Consider the following 22,598-nt stretch of genomic DNA (forward strand, 5'->3'; position numbering starts at 1 on the left):
TCGAAATGACAGAGGCGCTTTTATTTTATCAAAAAGTCGCAACATAGCCGTGATGAAGGACTTTTTGAAGGAAAACATGATGTGAAAAGTCCATCATAACTGTGATCCAGGCTATTGGAGCCCGTTCCGCCAGAAAAATTGGTAAAAGGGTGTCCAATCAAGGCTATTGGAGCCCGTTTCACCAGAAAAATTGGTAAAAGGGTACCGAATCCAGGCTATTGGAGCCCGTTCCGCCAGAAAAATTGGTAAAAGGGTATCCAATCAAGGCTATTGGAGCCCGTTCCGCCAGAAAAATTGGTAAAAGGGTACCCAATCAAGGCTATTGGAGCCCGTTCTGCCAGAAAAATTGGTAAAAGGGTGTCCAATCAAGGCTATTGGAGCCCGTTCCACCAGAAAAATTGGTAAAAGGGTGTCCAATCAAGGCTATTGGAGCCCGTTCCGTCGGAAAAATTGGTAAAAGGGTGTCCAATCCAGGCTATTGGAGCCCGTTCCGCCAGAAAAATTGGTAAAAGGGTGTCCAATCCAGGCTATTGGAGCCCGTTCCGTCGGAAAAATTGGTAAAAGGGTGTCCAATCCAGGCTATTGGAGCCCGTTCCGTCGGAAAAATTGGTAAAAGGGTGTCCAATCAAGGCTATTGGAGCCCGTTCCGCCAGAAAAATTGGTAAAAGGGTGTCCAATCCAGGCTATTGGAGCCCGTTCCGTCGGAAAAATTGGTAAAAGGGTGTCCAATCCAGGCTATTGGAGCCCGTTCCGCCAGAAAAATTGGTAAAAGGGTGTCCAATCAAGGCTATTGGAGCCCGTTTCACCGAAAAAATCCGGAAAAAAGATGTATTCGGGCTTAGACAATCATAAGGGCAGTTAAGGTATAAAAAAAAACAACTGATGCCTTTAATAAAATCTGATATTAAAACAGGGGGAATAGCGATGTTCAAAAAGTTGAAGGAGGACGTTGAGGTTGTTTTTGAACAAGATCCAGCTGCAAGAAGCTACATGGAAGTCATCTTAACGTATTCAGGCTTACATGCCATATGGGCACACCGGTTCGCACACGCATTCTTTAACCGAAAATTATTTTTCATTGCACGTGTTATCTCACAAGTAAGCCGATTTTTTACGGGGATTGAAATCCATCCTGGGGCAAAAATAGGCAGGAGATTTTTTATTGACCATGGAATGGGAGTCGTCATAGGAGAAACATGTGAAATTGGGGATAATGTAACTATATATCAAGGAGTAACGCTTGGCGGAACGGGTAAAGAAAAGGGGAAACGGCATCCTACCATTAGAGATAATGTCCTTATTGCCACGGGTGCAAAGGTGCTGGGTTCGATTACCATTGGGGAAAATTCCAAAATTGGCGGAGGCTCTGTAGTCTTAATAGAGGTTCCCCCTAATTCAACAGTTGTAGGGATTCCTGGCAGGGTGGTTATTCAGGACGGAAAACGAATTAATAAAGATAAAGACTTAGACCACTGCAACCTGCCGGATCCGGTTGCTGACCGTTTAAAAGAAATGCAGACAGAATTAAATATGTTGAAGCAAGAATTGGATGAATTAAAAGAAGAAAGGATTAAAGTCAATGGCCATTCAACTTTATAATACATTAACAAGAAAAAAGGAAGCATTCATACCACTTGAAGAAGGAAAAGTGAAAATGTATGTCTGCGGTCCAACCGTCTATAATTATATCCATATTGGCAATGCCCGTCCGGCAATTGTATTTGATACGGTCAGACGTTATTTTGAATACCGCGGCTATGATGTCAAATTTGTATCCAACTTTACCGATGTAGATGACAAGTTAATTCGGGCAGCCAATCAGTTGGGAGAAGATGTTCCAGCAATTGCTGACCGCTTCATTCATGCTTATTTTGAAGATGTCACCGCATTAGGCTGCAAAAAAGCAGATATCCATCCTCGCGTTATGGAAAACATGGATATCATTATTGATTTCATCAGCCAATTAGTCGAAAAGGGCTATGCATATGAATCAGAAGGAGATGTATACTTCCGCACTCGCCGATTTGATGAATACGGCAAACTTTCTCACCAATCCATCGATGATCTGCAGGTCGGAGCAAGGATTGAAGTCGGTGATAAGAAACAGGATGATTTGGACTTTGCCTTATGGAAAGCTGTCAAGGAAGGGGAAATTTTCTGGGAGAGCCCATGGGGGCCGGGACGGCCGGGCTGGCATATTGAATGCTCGGCGATGGCAAAAAAGTATCTCGGTGAAACGATCGATATCCATGCGGGGGGACAGGATTTAACCTTCCCGCACCATGAAAACGAGATCGCCCAATCGGAAGCTTTATCAGGTAAGCAGTTCTCACGTTACTGGATGCATAATGGCTATATCAATATTGATAATGAAAAAATGTCAAAGTCATTAGGTAACTTTGTTTTGGTTCATGACATTATTAAACACCATGATCCACAAGTGTTACGATTCTTTATGCTGTCTGTTCATTACCGGAATCCGATTAATTACAGCGAAGAATTATTGGAGAGCACAAAAGCTGCTCTAGAACGTCTGACCACTTCTTATCAAAATTTAAAACACCGGAAAGAAGCAAGTACTGACTTAACTGACCATAACCAGGAGTGGCTGGATAAAATAGCCGCCTTAAAAGACCAGTTTATTGAAGCAATGGATGATGATTTTAATACCGCTTTAGCAATATCCGTTTTGTTTGAACTTTCTAAGCTGGCCAATTATTACCTGTTAGAGAAAAATACGGCAGTAGAAGTCATTGATGCCTTTGTCAATCAATTTGAGGAACTATTCCAAGTGCTCGGACTTTCACTTGGAACGGAGGAAATGCTTGACGAGGAAATTGACGCGCTGATTGAAAAGCGAAACCAGGCGCGGAAGGACCGCAATTTCCAATTATCTGATCAAATCAGAGATCAGCTAAAAGAAATGAATATTATTTTAGAAGATACCGCACAAGGTACAAGGTGGAAAAGAGGCTAATTCATGCTTGATTATGAAAACAACATCAATGCGAAACAATTGAATAGCCTCGCCCTGGCCTATATGGGAGATGCAGTTTTTGAGTCGTATGTAAGACGGCATCTTCTCTATAACGGCAAGGTAAGACCGCATCAATTGCATCGTTTAGCGACCAAGTACGTTTCGGCAAAGGCACAATGTCAAATTCTTTTTCACTTAATGGATATTCACATTTTAACTGACGAAGAAGCAGCGGTGGTCATGCGCGGCAGAAATGCAAAGTCAGGCACGGTTCCGAAAAATACGGATGTGCAGACCTATCGTTACAGCACAGCGTTTGAGGCGTTAATGGGGTATTTATTTTTGGAAGGTAAAAAGGAACGACTGGAAGAGCTCGTGGAGAAGGCATTTCTATATGTTGATGATCTGAAAGGAGGAACGGGATTATGAACCAGGAATATATCGTTGGAAAGAATCCTGTGATCGAGGCACTTAAATCGGAAAGGGATATTAATAAAATCCTTATAGCGGAGGGGTCACAGCGAGGTCAAATGCAGCAGATTACCCAATTGGCCAAGGAAGCACAAGTGATTGTCCAATTTGTCCCGAAGAAGAAAATCGATCAAATCACCGATCAAAATCATCAAGGGGTGCTGGCCTATGTCGCTGCCTATCAATATGCAGAAATGGATGATTTATTTGCTGCAGCAGAGAAAAAGAACGAATCCCCATTCTTTTTACTGTTGGATGAAATTGAGGATCCACATAATCTTGGCTCGATTATGAGAACGGCTGATGCAGCCGGGGCGCATGGCATTATTATTCCAAAGCGAAGGGCAGTGGGGTTAACGGCTACCGTTGCCAAAGCTTCAACGGGCGCAATTGAATATATCCCGGTTGTCCGAGTGACCAATATGGCGCGGACAATTGATGAATTAAAAGAACGGGGTGTTTGGATTGCCGGTACCGATGCGAAAGGAAAGGAAGATTATCGCCAGCTGGATGGTACGCTTCCGCTTGGTTTAGTAATCGGCAGCGAGGGAAAAGGAATGGGACGGTTAATTCGTGATAAATGCGATTTTCTGATTCAGTTGCCGATGGTCGGAAAAGTGACCTCGTTAAATGCATCGGTCGCGGCATCCCTGCTTATGTATGAGGTTTATCGTAAACGGCACCCGCTTGCGAGGTAGCATATGGATATCCTGCTTGTCGACGGATATAACATTATCGGAGCCTGGCCGGAGCTAAGGGCATTAAAGGAGCGGGATTTACCCGCCGCAAGGGATCGCTTGGTTGAAAGAATGGCGGAATATCAAGCGTTTTCCGGCTACCGAGTCATTGTTGTATTTGATGCCTATTATGTGCAAGGGACAGAGAAAAAATATAAGAATCATAAAGTAGAAGTCATTTTTACAAAGGAAAATGAAACAGCAGATGAGCGGATTGAAAAAATGGCCATTAGTCTAAGTAATCGGAAAACACAAGTTCATGTAGCTACCTCGGATTTCACAGAGCAATGGGCGATTTTTGGACAAGGCGCTTTACGTAAGTCCGCTCGGGAACTGCTGCTGGAAATGTCATCAATCGAAAAAGGCATTGAAAAGAAAGTAAAAAAGATTCAGGAAAAGAAACCAGTTTCCAAAATTCCGATTAGTGATGAAATGGCAGAAATTTTCGAAAAATGGCGCAGAGGACAGAAATGAACCTCGACTTCAAAAAATTTCTAATGTATACTAGTAATATCTATGCACGTTCGGGTGGAGGGGATCTACTTTGAGTACGGAATTCGGAACTAAGATCAACGAGCATTTTTTCGTGATGGAAGACGAAGGAATTGTCGATTTGGTACACCAAGGTGATAGTGAAGCATTGGATTATTTAATCCATAAGTATCGTAATTTTGTGCGTGCAAAAGCAAGATCCTATTTTTTAATTGGAGCAGATAAAGAGGATATCGTCCAGGAGGGGATGATTGGCCTTTATAAGGCGATTCGTGATTTCCGAGAGGACAAGCTTACCTCGTTTAAAGCATTTGCCGAGCTATGCATAACCCGCCAAATTATCACGGCAATTAAGACTGCAACACGGCAAAAGCATATTCCGCTAAATTCTTATGTATCTTTGGACAAGCCTATTTATGATGAAGAATCAGACCGAACCTTAATGGATGTCTTGTCTGGAGCGAAGGTATTGGATCCCGAAGAGTTAATCATTAATCAGGAAGAATTTGACCACATTGAAGTGAAAATGACGGAATTATTAAGTGACTTGGAAAGGAAAGTATTGGCGCTTTATTTAGATGGCCAATCCTATCAGGAAATTTCTGAGGAACTGAATCGTCATGTTAAATCGATTGATAATGCTCTCCAGCGTGTGAAAAGAAAGCTAGAACGTTACTTAGAAATTCGTGAATTTTCACTGTAATAGCGAAAAAGGATTTATGTCATTCATATGAATCCGCTCTCAGTGGATATTGACAATAATTAGGGGTCGTGTTACATTTTTAAAGAAATTATAGAAAAATGACTAAAGGTGTCGAATATGAACAAAAAAGTTATCCTTGCCTGTGCTGAGTGCGGCTCACGGAATTATTCGACTGCCGGCAAGCAGGAGCAAACCGAACGTTTAGAATTAAAGAAGTTTTGTAAAACTTGCGCAACCCATACCATCCACAGGGAAACAAAATAATAATTATAGATACTAGCATTGCTGATAAAGATAGTTGGGGGTTCGAAATATGCAGCGTATTAAGAAGTTCTTCAGTGATATTGTCCGTGAAATGAGAAAGGTAAGCTGGCCAAAGCGTGCCGAACTGACTCGTTCAACGATTACAGTTTTATCAACCGTTGTTTTTTTTGGAGTGTTCTTTGCCGTTCTGGATTTGGGGATTTCAAAATTGATTCGTCTAATTCTTGAATAATCCGTCATCATTCATGGTATAATGGTAATCAATAAAGGAATTTTTAACTAAAAGCCCGTTTTGACGGGTTTTTTAATTTGTCTAAAAGAAAAGCGCAAGCGCCCTGTTCAGCGGCGTATGGCCTGGAGCACTCCAACCGAGATAAAGGAAACACGAAGAGCCGAAGGCGATTCGTTGTTGACTTATCGTAGGGCGGAGAGCGAAGGACACTAGCCGCTAGGGCGCTGGAGCTGGACATTTCTCAAAGTCAAAATTTTATACTTTGTAAATCAAATAATAAGGTTAGTATAGGGAGGGAAGGACATTTAGTCCTCTGAAATGGAAAAGAATTGGTATGTTGTCCATACTTACTCAGGTTATGAAAATAAAGTAAAAGCGAATTTAGAAAAACGGGTGGAATCAATGGGCATGTCGGATAAAATTTTCCGTGTCGTTGTCCCTGAAGAAGAAGAAACAGAAATCAAAAATGGCAAGAAAAAAGTTGTGAAGCGGAAGGTCTTCCCTGGGTATGTATTGGTCGAGCTTGTGATGACAGATGATTCCTGGTATGTCGTACGGAATACCCCTGGTGTTACTGGATTCGTCGGCTCTGCCGGTTCGGGTTCAAAACCGACACCGTTGTTGCCGGAAGAAGTAATAGGGTTACTGAAGCGCATGGGTGTGGAAGAGAAACGGGTCGATGTAGATTATGAAATTGGTGAAACGGTCCGTGTAAAAGAGGGTCCATTTGCGAACTTTACTGGTTCAGTGGAAGAAATGGACAAGGACAAAGCAAAGCTAAAGGTTCTAGTCAATATGTTCGGCCGCGATACCCCAGTAGAACTAGAATTTACACAAATTGAAAAATTGTAAGTGCACATTTCAGGCAATTTTTAAAGAAAAATAATCTTATATTGTAAAAAAACTTGAAATCATTTTTAAAAAGTGGTAATATTTCAAAGGTCAGTATGTCTCCAATGTGAGACAAGACTATTGTATAGTTCTTTATGATTTTTATATAAAGACGAATGCCTGAGTGGGAGGGTTCCTTGTGATCCCATTTACCACATCACGGACTTTAAGGAGGTGTGTCTCGTGGCTAAAAAAGTAATTAAAGTCGTTAAATTACAAATTCCTGCTGGTAAAGCTAATCCAGCGCCGCCGGTTGGTCCTGCATTAGGTCAAGCTGGTGTTAATATCATGGGATTCTGTAAGGAATTTAATGCTCGTACAGCAGATCAAGCTGGATTAATCATTCCTGTTGAAATCACGGTATTTGAAGACCGTTCATTTACATTTATTACGAAAACTCCTCCTGCTGCAGTTCTTTTAAAAGTAGCAGCTGGAATTCAGTCTGGTTCAGGTGAACCTAACCGTAATAAAGTAGCAACAGTAAAGCGTGATAAAGTACGCGAGATTGCGGAACAAAAAATGCCTGACCTTAACGCAGCTAGCGTCGAAGCAGCAATGCGCATGGTTGAAGGTACTGCACGCAGCATGGGTATCACGATCGAAGACTAATCCATGTAAATTATTGTTGAAATGATGGGGTTGCGTAGCTGATTGTTCACTCGCAACCTTTTTCGTGGGAGTTATTCAACGTTAAAACCACATTCTAGGAGGAAATAAAAATGGCTAAAAAAGGTAAAAAGTATTTAGAAGCTTCAAAGCTTGTAGATCGCTTAAAAGCTTACCCGATTGCAGAAGCAATTGACCTTGCAAAGAAAACAAACTACACAAAATTTGATGCGACTCTTGAAGTAGCTTTCCGTTTAGGCGTTGACCCTAAGAAAGCTGACCAACAAATCCGTGGCGCAGTTGTACTTCCAAACGGAACTGGTAAAACTCAACGCGTTTTAGTATTCGCGAAGGGTGAGAAAGTGAAGGAAGCGGAAGCGGCTGGTGCTGATTATGTAGGCGATGCAGAATACATCAACAAAATCCAACAAGGTTGGTTTGACTTTGATGTCATCGTAGCAACTCCTGACATGATGGGTGAAGTTGGTAAACTTGGACGTGTATTAGGACCTAAAGGCTTAATGCCAAACCCTAAAACCGGTACTGTTACATTTGATGTAACAAGAGCAATCAATGAAATCAAAGCAGGTAAAGTTGAATACCGCGTTGATAAGTCTGGTAACATTCATGTGCCAATCGGCAAAGCTTCTTTCGAAAACGAAAAGCTTGTTGAAAACTTCAACACTGTATTTGAAACAATGGTAAAAGTAAAACCTGCTGCTGCTAAAGGTACGTACATGAAGAACGTAACAGTTGCTTCAACAATGGGCCCTGGTGTTAAGGTAGATCCTTCATCTGTTGCAGTTAAGTAAAATCTTCCAATTGACAAAACAAAATAAATTTACTATAATCTATTTTGTTGTTTAAAATAATAAACATTTGTACTGTAGACAGCAGGTGCCGTTAGGCTTAATTTCCTGCCGAGGTGTAGCGAATAGAATTGGCTGATGATTCAGCTAGTATATGCTGCCTCCATGTCTAGATTGATATGGAGGCATTTACATGCCGGGTATAAATGTAGATAATCTACAGGAGGTGTAAAGATGAGCAGTGCAATCGAAGTAAAAAAACAGATCGTTGACGAAATTGCTGGTAAGTTAAAAGCGAGTGTATCAACAGTTGTTGTTGATTACCGCGGACTTACAGTTTCTGAAGTAACTGAACTTCGTAAACAACTTCGTGAAGCAGGCGTTGAATTCAAAGTTTACAAAAACTCAATGACACGTCGTGCGGCTGAAGCAGCTGAGCTTGCTGGCTTAAATGAAGCATTAACAGGTCCGAACGCAATCGCGTTCAGTACGGAAGATGTAGTAGCACCAGCTAAAATCTTAAATGACTTTGCGAAAAAACATGAGGCACTTGAACTTAAAGCAGGTGTAATCGAAGGTAACGTCGCAACGGCAGAAGAGATTAAAGCTCTTGCAGATCTACCATCACGCGAAGGCTTGCTTTCTATGCTACTCAGCGTACTACAAGCTCCAATTCGCAATCTTGCTCTTGCTGCAAAAGCTGTGGCAGATCAAAAAGAAGAACAAGGCGCGTAAGTTAAACTTAGCGTTAAACTAATAAATTTGAACGAAAACTAAGGAGGAAACTTAATCATGACTAAAGAACAAATCATTGAAGCAGTTAAATCTATGACTGTTTTAGAACTTAACGATCTTGTAAAAGCAATCGAAGAAGAATTTGGCGTAACTGCTGCTGCTCCTGTAGCAATGGTTGGCGGAGCTGGTGCTGCTGCTGTTGAAGAGCAAACTGAATTTGATGTTATCCTAGCTGGCGCTGGAGACCAAAAAATCAAGGTTATCAAAGTTGTTCGTGAAATCACTGGTCTTGGACTTAAAGAAGCAAAAGACCTTGTTGACAACACTCCAAAAGCACTTAAAGAAGGTATCTCTAAAGAAGACGCTGAAGCAATCAAAGCTAAGCTTGATGAAGTTGGAGCTAACGTTGAAATTAAGTAATTTTGCTATAAAAAAGCTCGCTGTATAAGCGGGCTTTTTTTGGCTTATCCTCAGGAAACCTTCAATTAAAACTCCCCGGGAGGTGAGTCAGGTGACTGAACACTACTATTCTCGAACTCAAAATGTTGATAGTGATCCGATCTATTGGGATTTTACGTTGAAAAACCATCATTTCCGCTTTAAAACGGACAACGGTGTTTTTTCGAAAAGAGAAGTTGATTTTGGCTCGCGTTTATTAATTGAATCTTTTGTTATGCCAGAAGCGGAAGGACTTGTGCTTGATGTAGGCTGCGGTTATGGTCCGATTGGTTTATCGATCGCTAAAGCTTATCCCGGCAGTAGGGTTCACATGGTGGATGTTAATGAACGGGCTATCCAGCTAGCGAAGGAAAATGCGGTGCTAAACCGGATTGAAAATGTTGAGATCTATGAAAGCGACCGGTTATTTTCTGTAAAGGAAAATAATTTTGCTGCCATTTTAACCAATCCTCCGATTAGGGCAGGAAAAAAGATTGTACATGAAATTTTCGAACAAAGCTGCGAGCATCTTGTTTCTGGAGGCGAAATTTGGGTTGTTATTCAAAAGAAGCAAGGAGCACCATCTGCAATTGAAAAATTAAACGAATTATTTTCCCACGTAGAAACGATTGACAGATCAAAGGGCTATTTTATTATAAAAGCAATAAAATAGTTGACTCAAAAAGTCAGTTGTGGTAGCATTATAAAATGCCATCATAATAATTTCCGGTTTATTCCTTAAAATACTTATTTTTTAAGTATAAAAACGGAATTTGAAGGAAATGATGACAAAATAATAGTCGAAATGTGAAAATGTGGTTTTTGAGTAAAAAACCCTTTTTCTTTTTGTCTACTAGGATTCCTATATGGTCTTCTACTAGACGTAAATAGATTTATTAAATAACGCTTGATTTGAGGGGTGAATCAGTTGACAGGTCAACTAGTTCAGTATGGACGACACCGCCAACGAAGAAGTTACGCACGAATCAGTGAAGTTTTAGAATTACCAAATCTTATTGAAATCCAAACCTCTTCATATCAATGGTTTCTGGATGAGGGATTGCGTGAAATGTTCCAGGATATTTCGCCAATCGAAGACTTTACTGGTAACCTATCACTAGAATTTATTGATTACAGCCTTGGCGATCCAAAGTATTCTGTTGAAGAATCAAAAGAACGGGACGTTACATATTCTGCTCCATTGCGTGTAAAAGTACGTCTTGTAAACAAAGAAACTGGCGAAGTAAAAGATCAAGATGTCTTCATGGGTGATTTTCCACTAATGACGGAAACGGGTACGTTTGTCATTAATGGAGCAGAACGCGTTATTGTTTCACAATTAGTTCGTTCACCGAGTGTTTATTTTAGCGGAAAACTTGATAAAAACGGCAAAAAGGGCTTCACAGCGACTGTCATTCCGAACCGCGGCGCTTGGCTGGAATATGAAACTGACGCCAAAGACGTCGTATATGTGAGAATAGATCGTACTCGGAAACTGCCCGTTACGGTTCTTTTGCGTGCACTAGGCTTCGGTTCCGATCAGGAAATCATTGATTTGATCGGGGATAACGAGTATATCCGTAACACGCTTGAAAAGGACAACACAGAGGGTGTTGACAAAGCGCTTTTAGAAATTTATGAGCGTCTTCGTCCGGGTGAACCGCCGACCGTTGACAATGCCAAGAGCTTATTGGTGTCACGCTTCTTTGACCCTAAGCGCTATGATTTAGCGAATGTTGGCCGTTACAAGATTAACAAAAAGCTCCATATTAAAAACCGTTTATTCAATCAACGCTTAGCGGAGTCACTTGCCGATCCAGAAACAGGCGAAATTATTGCTGAAAAAGGTACACTCCTTGATAGGAGAAACCTTGACAGAATTTTGCCGGCTCTTGAAAAGAATATTAATTTCAAAAGCTTTAATCCTGTTGGCGGAGTAGTGGATGAGGAAGTCATCCTTCAAGGCATTAAAATTTACGCTCCTGGCGATGAAAATGAAAAAGTGATTAATGTATTGGGCAATGCCTATGTGGCTGAACCAATTAAAAATATTACATCGGCAGATATTATTGCATCGATTAGCTACTTCTTCAATTTATTGCACGGAGTAGGCGATACAGATGATATTGACCATCTAGGTAACAGACGTCTTCGTTCTGTCGGAGAGCTGTTGCAGAATCAATTCCGGATTGGTTTGTCGCGGATGGAGCGAGTTGTTCGTGAAAGAATGTCCATTCAAGACACAGCAACGATTACACCGCAGCAATTGATTAATATTCGTCCTGTCATTGCGTCGATTAAAGAGTTCTTTGGAAGCTCTCAATTATCACAATTCATGGATCAAACGAACCCGCTTGCTGAATTAACTCATAAGCGTCGTTTATCTGCACTCGGACCGGGTGGATTGACACGTGAGCGTGCCGGCATGGAAGTACGTGACGTTCACTATTCACACTACGGCCGTATGTGTCCGATTGAAACACCGGAAGGTCCAAACATCGGGCTGATTAACTCATTATCATCGTACGCGAAGGTAAACCGCTTCGGCTTTATTGAAACACCGTACCGCCGTGTTGACCCTGACACCGGGAAAGTAACGAGCCGGATCGATTACTTAACAGCAGATGAAGAAGATAATTACGTGGTAGCCCAAGCGAACTCCCGTCTTGGTGACGATGGTTCATTCCTTGATGATGAAGTTGTTGCTCGTTTCCGCGGTGAAAACACGGTTGTAAATCGGGACCGGATCGATTACATGGATGTATCGCCAAAGCAGGTTGTTTCTGCGGCAACAGCATGTATCCCGTTCCTTGAAAATGATGACTCAAACCGTGCCTTGATGGGTGCGAACATGCAGCGTCAGGCAGTGCCGCTCATGCAGCCGGAGGCCCCTAGGGTTGGAACAGGTATGGAATATGTTTCAGGTAAAGACTCAGGTGCCGCCGTTATATGTAAACATGACGGGATTGTCGAACATGTTGAAGCTCGTGAAGTATGGGTTCGTCAAACGAAAGAAGTAGATGGCCAAGAAGTAAAAGGCGATCTTAAAAAATATCGACTGTTGAAATTTATCCGCTCCAACCAAGGTACCTGCTATAACCAACGTCCAATCGTTGCTGTCGGCAACCGGGTGAAAAAAGGCGAAATTCTTGCTGACGGCCCTTCAATGGAGGTTGGTGAATTAGCCCTTGGACGGAACGTTCTAGTTGCCTTTATGACATGGGATGGCTATAACTATGAAGATGCCATCATCATGAGTGAACGTTTAGTTAAAGATGATGTATATACCTCTATTCATATTGAAGAATATGAGTCAGAATCACGTGATACAAAACTTGGACCAGAAGAAATTACCCGTGACATTCCAAACGTTGGGGAAGATGCCCTTCGTAATTTGGATGAACGCGGTATTATTCGCACTGGTGCTGAGGTGAAGGACGGAGATCTCCTCGTTGGTAAAGTAACGCCTAAAGGTGTGACAGAATTAACAGCTGAAGAACGTCTTTTACATGCTATTTTCGGTGAAAAAGCACGTGAAGTACGCGATACTTCACTAAGAGTTCCACATGGCGGCGGTGGTATTGTACATGATGTGAAGGTCTTTAACCGTGAAGACGGCGATGAACTTCCACCGGGTGTAAACCAGCTTGTCCGTGTCTATATCGTTCAGAAGCGTAAGATCCATCAAGGGGATAAAATGGCTGGACGCCACGGTAATAAAGGGGTTATTTCCCGGATTTTACCTGAAGAGGATATGCCTTATTTACCCGATGGTACACCTGTTGACATCATGTTGAATCCTTTAGGGGTTCCATCACGGATGAACATTGGTCAGGTGTTAGAACTTCATCTTGGAATGGCGGCACGCTACCTTGGTATTCACGTGGCATCTCCGGTATTTGACGGAGCAACTGAGGAAGATGTGTGGGATACAATTGAAGAGGCTGGCATGTCACGCGATGCGAAAACTGTCCTTTATGATGGACGCTCCGGCGAGCCATTCGATAACCGTGTCTCTGTTGGTGTTATGTATATGATTAAACTTGCACACATGGTTGACGATAAGCTCCATGCACGTTCAACTGGACCATACTCACTTGTTACACAGCAGCCTCTTGGCGGTAAAGCTCAATTCGGCGGACAGCGCTTTGGTGAGATGGAGGTTTGGGCACTTGAAGCGTACGGTGCAGCATATACACTTCAAGAAATTCTGACCGTTAAATCAGATGACGTGGTTGGCCGTGTGAAAACATATGAAGCCATTGTCAAGGGCGAGAATGTCCCTGAACCAGGCGTTCCTGAGTCATTCAAAGTATTAATTAAAGAACTTCAAAGTCTTGGTATGGATGTAAAAATCCTTTCCGGCGATGAAGAAGAGATAGAAATGCGCGATATGGAGGATGAAGACGACTTACAGCAAGTCGATACATTAAACATCGTGCCTGAAACACAAAACTTAGAATCAGAAAAAGTAGGTTCAAAAGAATAAGCAAATCATCTTTTTTGCTTCAGCGCACGTTAGTTCGTGCGCTTGGAGCTTTTAAACGCACTAAGGGTAGAACCTGGAGATCAAAAGGGAGGTAGGCCCCTTGTTAGACGTTAATAATTTTGAGTATATGAAAATTGGCCTTGCTTCACCGGATAAGATCCGTTCGTGGTCATTCGGAGAAGTTAAAAAGCCAGAAACCATTAACTATCGTACGTTAAAGCCTGAAAAAGACGGCTTATTCTGTGAACGTATTTTCGGTCCCACAAAGGATTGGGAATGTCATTGCGGAAAATATAAGCGTGTCCGTTATAAAGGCGTCGTTTGTGACCGCTGCGGTGTAGAAGTAACACGTGCAAAGGTTCGCCGTGAACGTATGGGTCATATCGAACTTGCTGCACCTGTTTCACATATTTGGTACTTTAAAGGGATTCCAAGCCGGATGGGTCTTGTTTTAGACATGTCACCGCGTGCTTTGGAAGAAGTCATTTACTTTGCTTCTTATGTGGTAACAGAATCAGGTGATACAGCCCTTGATAAGAAACAGCTACTATCCGAAAAGGAATATCGGGCATATCGTGAAAAGTACGGAAACAAATTCCAAGCTGCCATGGGTGCTGAAGCGATTAAAAAGCTTCTTTCCGATATTGATTTAAATAAGGAAGTCGACATTTTAAAAGAAGAATTAAAGACAGCACAAGGCCAGCGGCGTACGCGTGCGATTAAGCGCCTGGAAGTGTTAGAGGCATTCCGCGGATCAGGCAATGCTCCGTCATGGATGATTCTTGATGTTCTTCCTGTCATTCCTCCTGAACTTCGTCCAATGGTTCAATTGGACGGGGGAAGATTTGCGACATCTGACCTAAACGATCTTTATCGTCGTGTCATCAACCGTAACAACCGCTTAAAGCGTTTATTGGATCTTGGTGCACCAAGTATTATCGTTCAGAATGAAAAGCGGATGCTTCAAGAAGCGGTAGATGCCCTAATCGATAACGGCCGCCGCGGCCGACCTGTTACTGGTCCTGGTAACCGTCCGTTAAAGTCACTATCACATATGTTAAAAGGGAAACAAGGCCGTTTCCGTCAAAACCTGCTTGGAAAACGTGTTGACTATTCCGGCCGTTCCGTAATTGTTGTAGGCCCGAATTTAAAAATGTATCAGTGCGGTCTTCCGAAAGAAATGGCTTTGGAACTATTCAAGCCGTTTGTTATGAAGGAGCTTGTCGAAAAAGGCCTGGCTCACAACATCAAGTCTGCTAAGCGTAAAATAGAGCGGGTATCTCCTGATGTGTGGGACGTACTTGAAGATGTAATCAGAGAGCATCCGGTTTTATTAAACCGTGCCCCAACATTGCATAGATTAGGAATTCAGGCATTTGAACCAACACTTGTCGAAGGACGGGCGATTCGCCTCCATCCACTCGTATGTACTGCATACAATGCGGATTTCGATGGTGACCAAATGGCTGTTCACGTACCGCTTTCATCGGAAGCACAAGCAGAAGCTCGTCTATTGATGCTTGCAGCTCAAAATATCTTGAACCCTAAAGATGGTAAGCCGGTTGTTACTCCATCCCAGGACATGGTATTAGGAAACTATTACTTGACACTGGAGCGTGAAGGTACGATTGGTGAAGGGATGGTTTTTAAAGATACAAGTGAAGCTATCCTTGCTTACCAGAACGGGTATGTTCACTACCATACACGTGTGGCTGTACATGCTGGATCATTGGAAAATGAAACATTTACGGAAGAACAAAATAATAAGCTGTTGATTACAACTGTTGGTAAGCTTATTTTTAATGAAATACTTCCAAAGTCATTCCCATATATCAATGAGCCGACACGACATAATTTAGAAGTCGAAACACCTGCGAAGTATTTCGTTGAAAAAGGTGAAGACGTCAAAGCGAAAATTAAAGAAATGCCGTTAATTGATCCATTCAAAAAGAAAATCCTTGGAAATATCATTGCTGAGGTATTCAAACGGTTCAAAATTACCGAAACGTCTAAAATGCTTGACCGGATGAAGGACCTAGGATTTAAGCATTCCACCAAGGCAGGTATTACTGTTGGTGTGGCGGATATCGTTGTACTAGGAGAGAAGCAGCAAATTCTTCATGATGCTCAAGGTAAAGTAGATAACGTGATGAAGCAATTCAGACGTGGTTTGATCACGGAAGATGAGCGTTATGATCGTGTTATTGCGATCTGGAGTGCCGCGAAGGATACCATTCAAGGTAAACTGATGAAATCCTTGAATAAGACGAATCCAATCTTTATGATGAGTGATTCCGGTGCCCGTGGTAATGCCTCTAACTTTACACAGCTTGCAGGTATGCGCGGACTAATGGCCAACCCGGCTGGACGTATCATTGAATTGCCGATTAAATCAAGTTTCCGTGAAGGTTTAACCGTATTAGAGTACTTTATTTCCACACACGGTGCTCGTAAAGGTCTTGCAGATACAGCTCTTAAGACAGCTGACTCTGGTTACTTAACACGCCGACTTGTAGACGTTGCCCAAGATGTTATTGTCCGTGAAGATGATTGCGGCACCGATCGTGGATTTACCATCAGTGCTTTAAAAGACGGTACAGAAATCATCGAGGGATTAGATGAGCGCTTAATTGGCCGTTATGCCCGTAAAGCCATCAAGCATCCTGAAACAAAAGAAGTACTCGTTCCTGAAAACGGCTTAATCACGGAAGATTTAGCAGAAACCATTGTTGGAGCAGGTATTGAAGAAGTAAAAATCCGCTCTGCGTTTACATGTAATACTCGTCATGGCGTATGTAAGAAGTGTTATGGCCGCAACTTGGCAACAGGTCAAGAGGTTGAGGTTGGTGAAGCAGTTGGTATTATTGCTGCCCAATCCATCGGGGAGCCGGGAACACAGTTAACGATGCGTACGTTCCATACAGGCGGTGTTGCGGGAGACGATATTACCCAAGGTTTACCGCGTATCCAAGAGATCTTTGAAGCGCGTAACCCTAAAGGTGTAGCGGTTATTTCAGAAATAGAAGGTGTCGTTGTCGGCATTAACGAAGGACGCGACCGCCAGCATGAAATCGTCGTACAAGGTGAAGTTGAATCTCGTACCTACAATGCTCCATATACAGCACGCTTAAAAGTAGCTGTCAATGATCACGTTGAACGCGGTCAGGAACTAACTGAAGGTTCAATTGATCCGAAAGAATTAATTAAAGTAAAAGACGTTACATCTGTTCAAGAATACCTATTGCGTGAAGTTCAAAAGGTTTACCGCATGCAGGGTGTTGAAATTGGCGATAAGCACGTCGAAGTAATGGTTCGTCAGATGCTGCGTAAAATTCGTGTCAGCGATGCCGGTGAAACAGATGTGCTTCCAGGTACACTCCTTGATATTCATCAGTTTACTGATGCGAATGAAAAGGCGCTGATTGAAGGTAAATTACCTGCAACAGGACGTCCAGTATTACTCGGTATTACAAAAGCTTCACTTGAAACAGATTCCTTCTTGTCTGCGGCATCGTTCCAAGAAACGACAAGAGTTCTTACAGATGCAGCGATCAAAGGCAAACGCGATGAATTGCTTGGTCTGAAGGAAAATGTCATTATCGGTAAGCTTGTACCAGCTGGAACAGGCATGCAGCGCTACCGCAAAGCGGAGCCTGTACTTCGCGATACGACATCCGAAGAAACTGTAACGATTGATTAATCCAATATTTGAGCGGTACTTGCTAAAAGGCGAGTACCGCGTTTTAAAGAAGAGATAAAATAACACATGTATATAAAAGTAAAATCATGAGTTGACATCTTTTAACGAAGATGTTACTATATCAAAGGTGCTCCTATTCACCTGATACTTTGGAGGATATGATAATATGTCTTATGAAAAAGTATTACAGGCGCAACGTACTGTTATAGGAACGAAACAAACAGTAAAAGCGCTTAAGGAAAATCTAGTGCAAGAGTTAGTTGTTGCAAACGATGCGGAACCGAAGGTTACGGCAAAGGTCATTGGTGAAGCACTCTTAGCAGATGTTCCGGTCCTATATGTAGATTCGATGAAAAAACTCGGCAAAGCATGTGGGATTGAAGTGGGCGCGGCAGCTGTTGCCATTATCCGTTAAAAACTGTTTTTGTAGATAGAGTAGTCTGCAAAAACTTTGTTTTTGCAAAAAAATGAACCACCTGGATGTGTGGGCTTACAAATAATGAAGGGAGGAAACAAATCATGCCTACTATTAACCAACTAGTGCGCAAGCCTCGTCAATCAACGGCTGAGAAGTCAAAATCTCCAGCGCTAAATAAAGGTTATAACAGCTTTAAGAAATCACAAACAAATGTATCTTCACCACAAAAACGCGGAGTATGTACTCGTGTTGGTACAATGACTCCAAAGAAACCGAACTCAGCGTTACGTAAATATGCTCGTGTACGTTTGACAAACGGTATTGAGGTGACAGCATACATTCCTGGTATTGGCCACAACCTTCAAGAGCACAGCGTTGTTCTTATTCGTGGAGGACGTGTAAAAGACTTACCAGGGGTACGTTACCACATCGTACGTGGAGCACTTGATACTGCGGGTGTAAACAACCGTATGCAAGGTCGCTCTAAATATGGTACTAAGAGACCAAAAGCAGCAAAAAAATAATCACATTAATTTAAATAGAAGCTTCTTCGAAAGGAGGAAAATACATGCCACGTAAAGGTCCTGTAGCAAAAAGAGACGTTTTACCAGATCCATTATATAATTCAAAATTAGTTACTCGTCTAATCAACAAAATGATGATTGACGGTAAAAGAGGTAAATCACAAGAAATTCTTTACTCAGCGTTTAACACCATTCGTGAACGTTCTGGCAAAGAGCCAATGGAAATCTTCGATGCAGCGATGAAGAACATCATGCCTGTACTTGAAGTTAGAGCTCGCCGTGTCGGTGGTGCAAACTACCAAGTTCCAGTTGAGGTGCGTCCTGACCGCCGTACAACTCTTGGTCTTCGCTGGTTGGTTAATTATTCACGTCTTCGCGGTGAAAAAACGATGGAAGAGCGTTTAGCTAACGAAATCATGGATGCAGCTAACAACACTGGCGCATCAGTTAAGAAGCGTGAAGATACACACAAAATGGCAGAAGCAAACAAAGCGTTTGCTCACTATCGTTGGTAATTTAACCTTCAATATAAAACAACTTTCATACTAGGAAGGAGAAAGACCCAATGGCAAGAGAGTTCTCCTTAGAAAACACTCGTAATATCGGTATCATGGCACACATCGATGCCGGTAAAACGACGACCACTGAGCGCGTCCTTTACTACACTGGTAAGATTCATAAAATCGGTGAAACACATGAAGGCGCATCTCAGATGGACTGGATGGAGCAGGAACAAGAACGCGGAATTACAATCACTTCCGCTGCAACAACTGCATCATGGAAAGGACACCGTGTTAATATCATTGACACACCAGGACACGTAGACTTCACAGTTGAAGTTGAACGTTCCCTGCGTGTACTTGATGGTGCGGTAGCTGTTCTAGATGCACAATCAGGTGTTGAGCCGCAAACTGAAACAGTTTGGCGTCAAGCAACAACCTACGGAGTACCACGTGTAGTATTCGTAAACAAGATGGATAAAATCGGAGCTGACTTCCTATATTCTGTAGGAACAATCCATGACCGTCTGCAAGCAAATGCACACCCAATTCAGCTGCCAATCGGTGCTGAAGATCAATTCTCAGGGATTATTGACCTTGTGGAAATGAACGCAGTATTCTATGGTAATGACTTAGGTACTGATATTGAAGTAGGGGAAATTCCTGAAGAACACCGAGAATTAGCTGAAGAATACCGTGAAAAATTAGTTGAAGCAGTAGCTGAACTAGATGAAGAATTAATGGAAAAATACCTTAGCGGTGAAGAAATCACTAAAGAAGAGCTTAAAGCAGCGATTCGTCAAGGTACAGTTAATGTTGAATTCTATCCAGTAATCTGTGGATCAGCATTTAAAAACAAAGGTGTTCAATTAATGTTGGATGCTGTTATCGATTACCTTCCATCTCCATTAGATGTACCTGCGATTAAAGGTCATGATGTGGATGATGAAGAAGTAATTGTTGAACGTCATTCTAGTGACGAAGAGCCATTTGCGGCGCTAGCGTTCAAAGTTATGACTGACCCTTATGTTGGTAAATTAACGTTCTTCCGCGTTTACTCTGGTACGTTAGAGTCTGGCTCATATGTCCAAAACTCTACAAAACGTAAGCGTGAGCGTATTGGACGTATCCTGCAAATGCATGCAAACAGCCGTCAAGAAATTTCAATTGTTCATGCCGGTGACATTGCAGCAGCTGTAGGTTTGAAAGATACAACGACTGGTGATACTCTTTGTGACGAGAAAAACCTTGTTATCCTTGAGTCAATGCAATTCCCTGAGCCAGTTATTGAACTTTCAGTTGAACCAAAATCTAAAGCAGACCAAGACAAAATGACGACTGCATTACAAAAACTTCAAGAAGAAGATCCAACATTCCGTGCACATACTGACCAGGAAACTGGACAAGTTATCATTGCTGGTATGGGTGAGCTTCACCTTGACATCATTGTCGATCGTATGCGTCGTGAATTTAAAGTCGAAGCTAACGTAGGTGCTCCACAGGTTGCTTACCGTGAAACTTTCAAAGGTTCAGCGCAAGTTGAAGGTAAGTTTGCACGTCAATCTGGTGGTCGCGGACAATACGGACACGTTTGGATCGAATTCTCTCCAAATGAAGCAGGAAAAGGCTTCGAATTCGAAAACGGTATTGTCGGTGGTGTCGTTCCTCGTGAATACATCCCTGCGGTACAAGCTGGTTTAGAAGATGCCCTTGGTCGCGGTGTTCTTGCGGGTTATCCATTAGTGGATATTAAAGCAAGATTGTTCGATGGATCTTACCATGATGTTGACTCCTCTGAAATGGCGTTTAAGATTGCCGCTTCCATGGCTCTTAAAAATGCTGCTTCTAAGTGTCAACCATGTATCCTAGAGCCTGTTATGAGGGTAGAAGTTGTAATCCCTGAAGAATACCTTGGTGATATTATGGGCCAAGTTACTGCTCGCCGTGGCCGTGTTGAAGGTATGGATGCACGCGGTAATGCTCAAGTGGTTCGTGCAATGGTTCCACTTTCAGAAATGTTTGGTTATGCAACAGCACTTCGTTCAAGTACACAAGGCCGTGGAGTATTCTCCATGCACTTTGATCACTATGAAGAAGTACCAAAATCAATTTCTGAAGAAATCATCAAAAAAAATAAAGGTGAATAATTGATTTTCAGTCATCTTTAAAGTATAACTACTAATGTAAGCATAGAAACTGTGAAATTGGAATATTCCTATTCGCAGTTTCTATAAAATATACTTAAACTTTTATAATCCAAAGGAGGATTTTCCAAATGGCAAAAGCTAAATTCGACCGTTCAAAGCCACACGTTAACATTGGTACAATTGGTCACGTTGACCATGGTAAAACTACTTTAACAGCTGCAATCACTTCTGTTCTTGCTAAATCTGGTAAAGCAGAAGCTCGCGGTTACGATCAAATCGATGGTGCTCCAGAAGAAAAAGAGCGTGGAATCACAATCTCTACTTCACACGTTGAGTACGAAACTGACAATCGTCACTACGCACACGTTGACTGCCCAGGACACGCTGACTATGTTAAAAACATGATCACTGGTGCAGCTCAAATGGACGGTGGTATCCTAGTTGTATCTGCAACTGATGGTCCAATGCCACAAACTCGTGAGCACATCCTTCTTTCTCGCCAAGTAGGTGTTCCATACCTTGTTGTTTTCATGAACAAGTGTGACATGGTTGACGACGAAGAACTTCTTGAATTAGTAGAAATGGAAATCCGTGATCTATTAACTGAATACGATTTCCCTGGCGATGACACTCCAGTTATCAAAGGTTCTGCTCTTAAAGCATTAGAAGGCGAAGCAGAATGGGAAGAAAAAGTTGTTGAGCTTATGGCTGCAGTTGACGAATTCATCCCAACTCCAACTCGTGACACTGACAAGCCGTTCATGATGCCAGTTGAGGATGTATTCTCAATCACTGGTCGTGGAACTGTTGCTACAGGCCGTGTTGAGCGTGGTGTAGTTAAAGTTGGTGACGTAGTTGAAATCGTTGGTTTCACTGAAGAGCCAAAATCTACAACTGTAACAGGTGTAGAAATGTTCCGTAAACTTCTTGACTTTGCTGAAGCAGGTGACAACATTGGTGCCCTTCTTCGTGGTGTAGCTCGTGAAGAAATCGAGCGTGGACAAGTTTTGGCTAAGCCAAAATCAATCACTCCACACACAAAGTTCAAAGCGCAAGTTTACGTTTTATCTAAAGAAGAAGGTGGACGTCATACTCCATTCTTCACAAACTACCGTCCACAATTCTATTTCCGTACTTCTGACATCACTGGTATTTGTAACTTACCAGAAGGTACAGAAATGGTTATGCCTGGTGACCACATCGAAATGTCTGTTGAGCTAATTGCTCCAGTTGCGATCGAAGAAGGAACTAAGTTCTCTATTCGTGAAGGCGGACGTACAGTAGGTTCAGGTTCAATCACAACAATCGTTGAGTAATTAGAAAAGCGGAAGCGCACGTTTAGCCACTAGTCGCTGTGCGCTGGAGCTAGACAATTCTCAAATTATAACGAAGCAGGTGGGTGACGATCCACCTGCTTTTTTATGTCTAAAATCGTGTTTCTTCTATTATATAAGTGATGTTTTAA

General features: G+C 42.2%; 21 protein-coding genes and 2 other annotated features (1 of these 23 cut by a window edge). All 21 genes read left to right on the forward strand.

The genetic code is table 11. The features are described from left to right. Positions 1-2, forward strand: a binding site (T-box leader) (it extends 262 nt beyond the left edge of the window). Positions 3-882: 880 nt separating this feature from the next. The 21 genes from cysE (at position 883) to tuf (ending at position 22,449) form a co-directional block, all read left to right on the forward strand. Next, entirely contained in the window at positions 883-1,599 is a 717-nt protein-coding gene (gene cysE / locus FAY30_RS00525; RefSeq protein WP_149868088.1) for a serine O-acetyltransferase, read from the forward strand. Next, the gene (cysS, locus tag FAY30_RS00530) at positions 1,580-2,977 is read left to right on the forward strand and encodes a cysteine--tRNA ligase (RefSeq protein ID WP_149868089.1); all 1,398 of its coding nucleotides are present in this window, start codon (positions 1,580-1,582) and stop codon (positions 2,975-2,977) included. The genes cysE and cysS overlap by 20 nt, the downstream gene beginning before the upstream one ends. Positions 2,978-2,980: 3 nt before the next feature. After that, complete coding sequence (locus FAY30_RS00535) at positions 2,981-3,406, forward strand: Mini-ribonuclease 3 (RefSeq protein ID WP_149868090.1); 426 nt, start codon at positions 2,981-2,983, stop codon at positions 3,404-3,406. Further along, positions 3,403-4,146 (forward strand): 23S rRNA (guanosine(2251)-2'-O)-methyltransferase RlmB, encoded by a 744-nt coding sequence (gene rlmB, locus FAY30_RS00540; RefSeq protein WP_149868091.1) that lies wholly within the window; start codon positions 3,403-3,405, stop codon positions 4,144-4,146. The genes FAY30_RS00535 and rlmB overlap by 4 nt, the downstream gene beginning before the upstream one ends. A gap of 3 nt (positions 4,147-4,149) precedes the next feature. Further along, complete coding sequence (locus FAY30_RS00545) at positions 4,150-4,659, forward strand: NYN domain-containing protein (protein WP_149868092.1); 510 nt, start codon at positions 4,150-4,152, stop codon at positions 4,657-4,659. A 70-nt stretch (positions 4,660-4,729) separates the two neighbouring features. Next, on the forward strand, positions 4,730-5,380 hold the full coding sequence (sigH, locus tag FAY30_RS00550; RefSeq protein ID WP_149868093.1) for an RNA polymerase sporulation sigma factor SigH: 651 nt from the start codon (positions 4,730-4,732) through the stop codon (positions 5,378-5,380). Between the two features lie 117 nt (positions 5,381-5,497). Beyond that, positions 5,498-5,644 carry a 50S ribosomal protein L33 gene (gene rpmG / locus FAY30_RS00555; RefSeq protein WP_149868094.1) on the forward strand — a complete coding sequence of 49 codons (147 nt, stop codon included), beginning with the start codon at positions 5,498-5,500 and terminating at the stop codon, positions 5,642-5,644. Positions 5,645-5,693: 49 nt separating this feature from the next. Further along, the gene (secE, locus tag FAY30_RS00560) at positions 5,694-5,876 is read left to right on the forward strand and encodes a preprotein translocase subunit SecE (protein WP_149868095.1); all 183 of its coding nucleotides are present in this window, start codon (positions 5,694-5,696) and stop codon (positions 5,874-5,876) included. 318 nt (positions 5,877-6,194) lie between these two features. Then, positions 6,195-6,728: a transcription termination/antitermination protein NusG gene (gene nusG / locus FAY30_RS00565; protein WP_149868096.1), complete on the forward strand. Its 534-nt coding sequence runs from the start codon at positions 6,195-6,197 to the stop codon at positions 6,726-6,728. A gap of 222 nt (positions 6,729-6,950) precedes the next feature. Further along, on the forward strand, positions 6,951-7,376 hold the full coding sequence (rplK, locus tag FAY30_RS00570) for a 50S ribosomal protein L11 (RefSeq protein WP_149868097.1): 426 nt from the start codon (positions 6,951-6,953) through the stop codon (positions 7,374-7,376). Between the two features lie 110 nt (positions 7,377-7,486). Then, the gene (rplA, locus tag FAY30_RS00575; protein ID WP_149868098.1) at positions 7,487-8,185 is read left to right on the forward strand and encodes a 50S ribosomal protein L1; all 699 of its coding nucleotides are present in this window, start codon (positions 7,487-7,489) and stop codon (positions 8,183-8,185) included. Between the two features lie 54 nt (positions 8,186-8,239). Continuing rightward, positions 8,240-8,383 (forward strand) — a sequence feature (ribosomal protein L10 leader region). Between the two features lie 33 nt (positions 8,384-8,416). After that, entirely contained in the window at positions 8,417-8,917 is a 501-nt protein-coding gene (gene rplJ / locus FAY30_RS00580) for a 50S ribosomal protein L10 (protein ID WP_149868099.1), read from the forward strand. A 57-nt stretch (positions 8,918-8,974) separates the two neighbouring features. After that, a complete protein-coding gene (gene rplL / locus FAY30_RS00585) occupies positions 8,975-9,337 on the forward strand; it encodes a 50S ribosomal protein L7/L12 (protein ID WP_149868100.1) in 363 nt (120 codons plus the stop codon). A 91-nt stretch (positions 9,338-9,428) separates the two neighbouring features. After that, positions 9,429-10,028 carry a class I SAM-dependent methyltransferase gene (locus tag FAY30_RS00590; protein WP_149868101.1) on the forward strand — a complete coding sequence of 200 codons (600 nt, stop codon included), beginning with the start codon at positions 9,429-9,431 and terminating at the stop codon, positions 10,026-10,028. A 255-nt stretch (positions 10,029-10,283) separates the two neighbouring features. Further along, positions 10,284-13,844 carry a DNA-directed RNA polymerase subunit beta gene (gene rpoB / locus FAY30_RS00595; protein ID WP_149868102.1) on the forward strand — a complete coding sequence of 1,187 codons (3,561 nt, stop codon included), beginning with the start codon at positions 10,284-10,286 and terminating at the stop codon, positions 13,842-13,844. A gap of 100 nt (positions 13,845-13,944) precedes the next feature. Next, entirely contained in the window at positions 13,945-17,544 is a 3,600-nt protein-coding gene (gene rpoC / locus FAY30_RS00600; RefSeq protein ID WP_149868103.1) for a DNA-directed RNA polymerase subunit beta', read from the forward strand. 166 nt (positions 17,545-17,710) lie between these two features. Then, entirely contained in the window at positions 17,711-17,959 is a 249-nt protein-coding gene (locus FAY30_RS00605; RefSeq protein WP_149868104.1) for a 50S ribosomal protein L7ae-like protein, read from the forward strand. 104 nt (positions 17,960-18,063) lie between these two features. Continuing rightward, complete coding sequence (gene rpsL, locus FAY30_RS00610) at positions 18,064-18,486, forward strand: 30S ribosomal protein S12 (protein ID WP_066321257.1); 423 nt, start codon at positions 18,064-18,066, stop codon at positions 18,484-18,486. Between the two features lie 44 nt (positions 18,487-18,530). Beyond that, positions 18,531-19,001, forward strand: a complete 471-nt coding sequence (gene rpsG / locus FAY30_RS00615) for a 30S ribosomal protein S7 (protein WP_149868105.1) — start codon at positions 18,531-18,533, stop codon at positions 18,999-19,001. A 50-nt stretch (positions 19,002-19,051) separates the two neighbouring features. Further along, entirely contained in the window at positions 19,052-21,133 is a 2,082-nt protein-coding gene (gene fusA, locus FAY30_RS00620) for an elongation factor G (RefSeq protein WP_149868106.1), read from the forward strand. Between the two features lie 128 nt (positions 21,134-21,261). Next, the gene (gene tuf, locus FAY30_RS00625; RefSeq protein ID WP_149868107.1) at positions 21,262-22,449 is read left to right on the forward strand and encodes an elongation factor Tu; all 1,188 of its coding nucleotides are present in this window, start codon (positions 21,262-21,264) and stop codon (positions 22,447-22,449) included. The last annotated feature ends 149 nt before the right edge of the window (positions 22,450-22,598 follow it).

It is taken from the genome of Bacillus sp. S3 (assembly GCF_005154805.1).
Classification (GTDB): domain Bacteria; phylum Bacillota; class Bacilli; order Bacillales; family Cytobacillaceae; genus Neobacillus.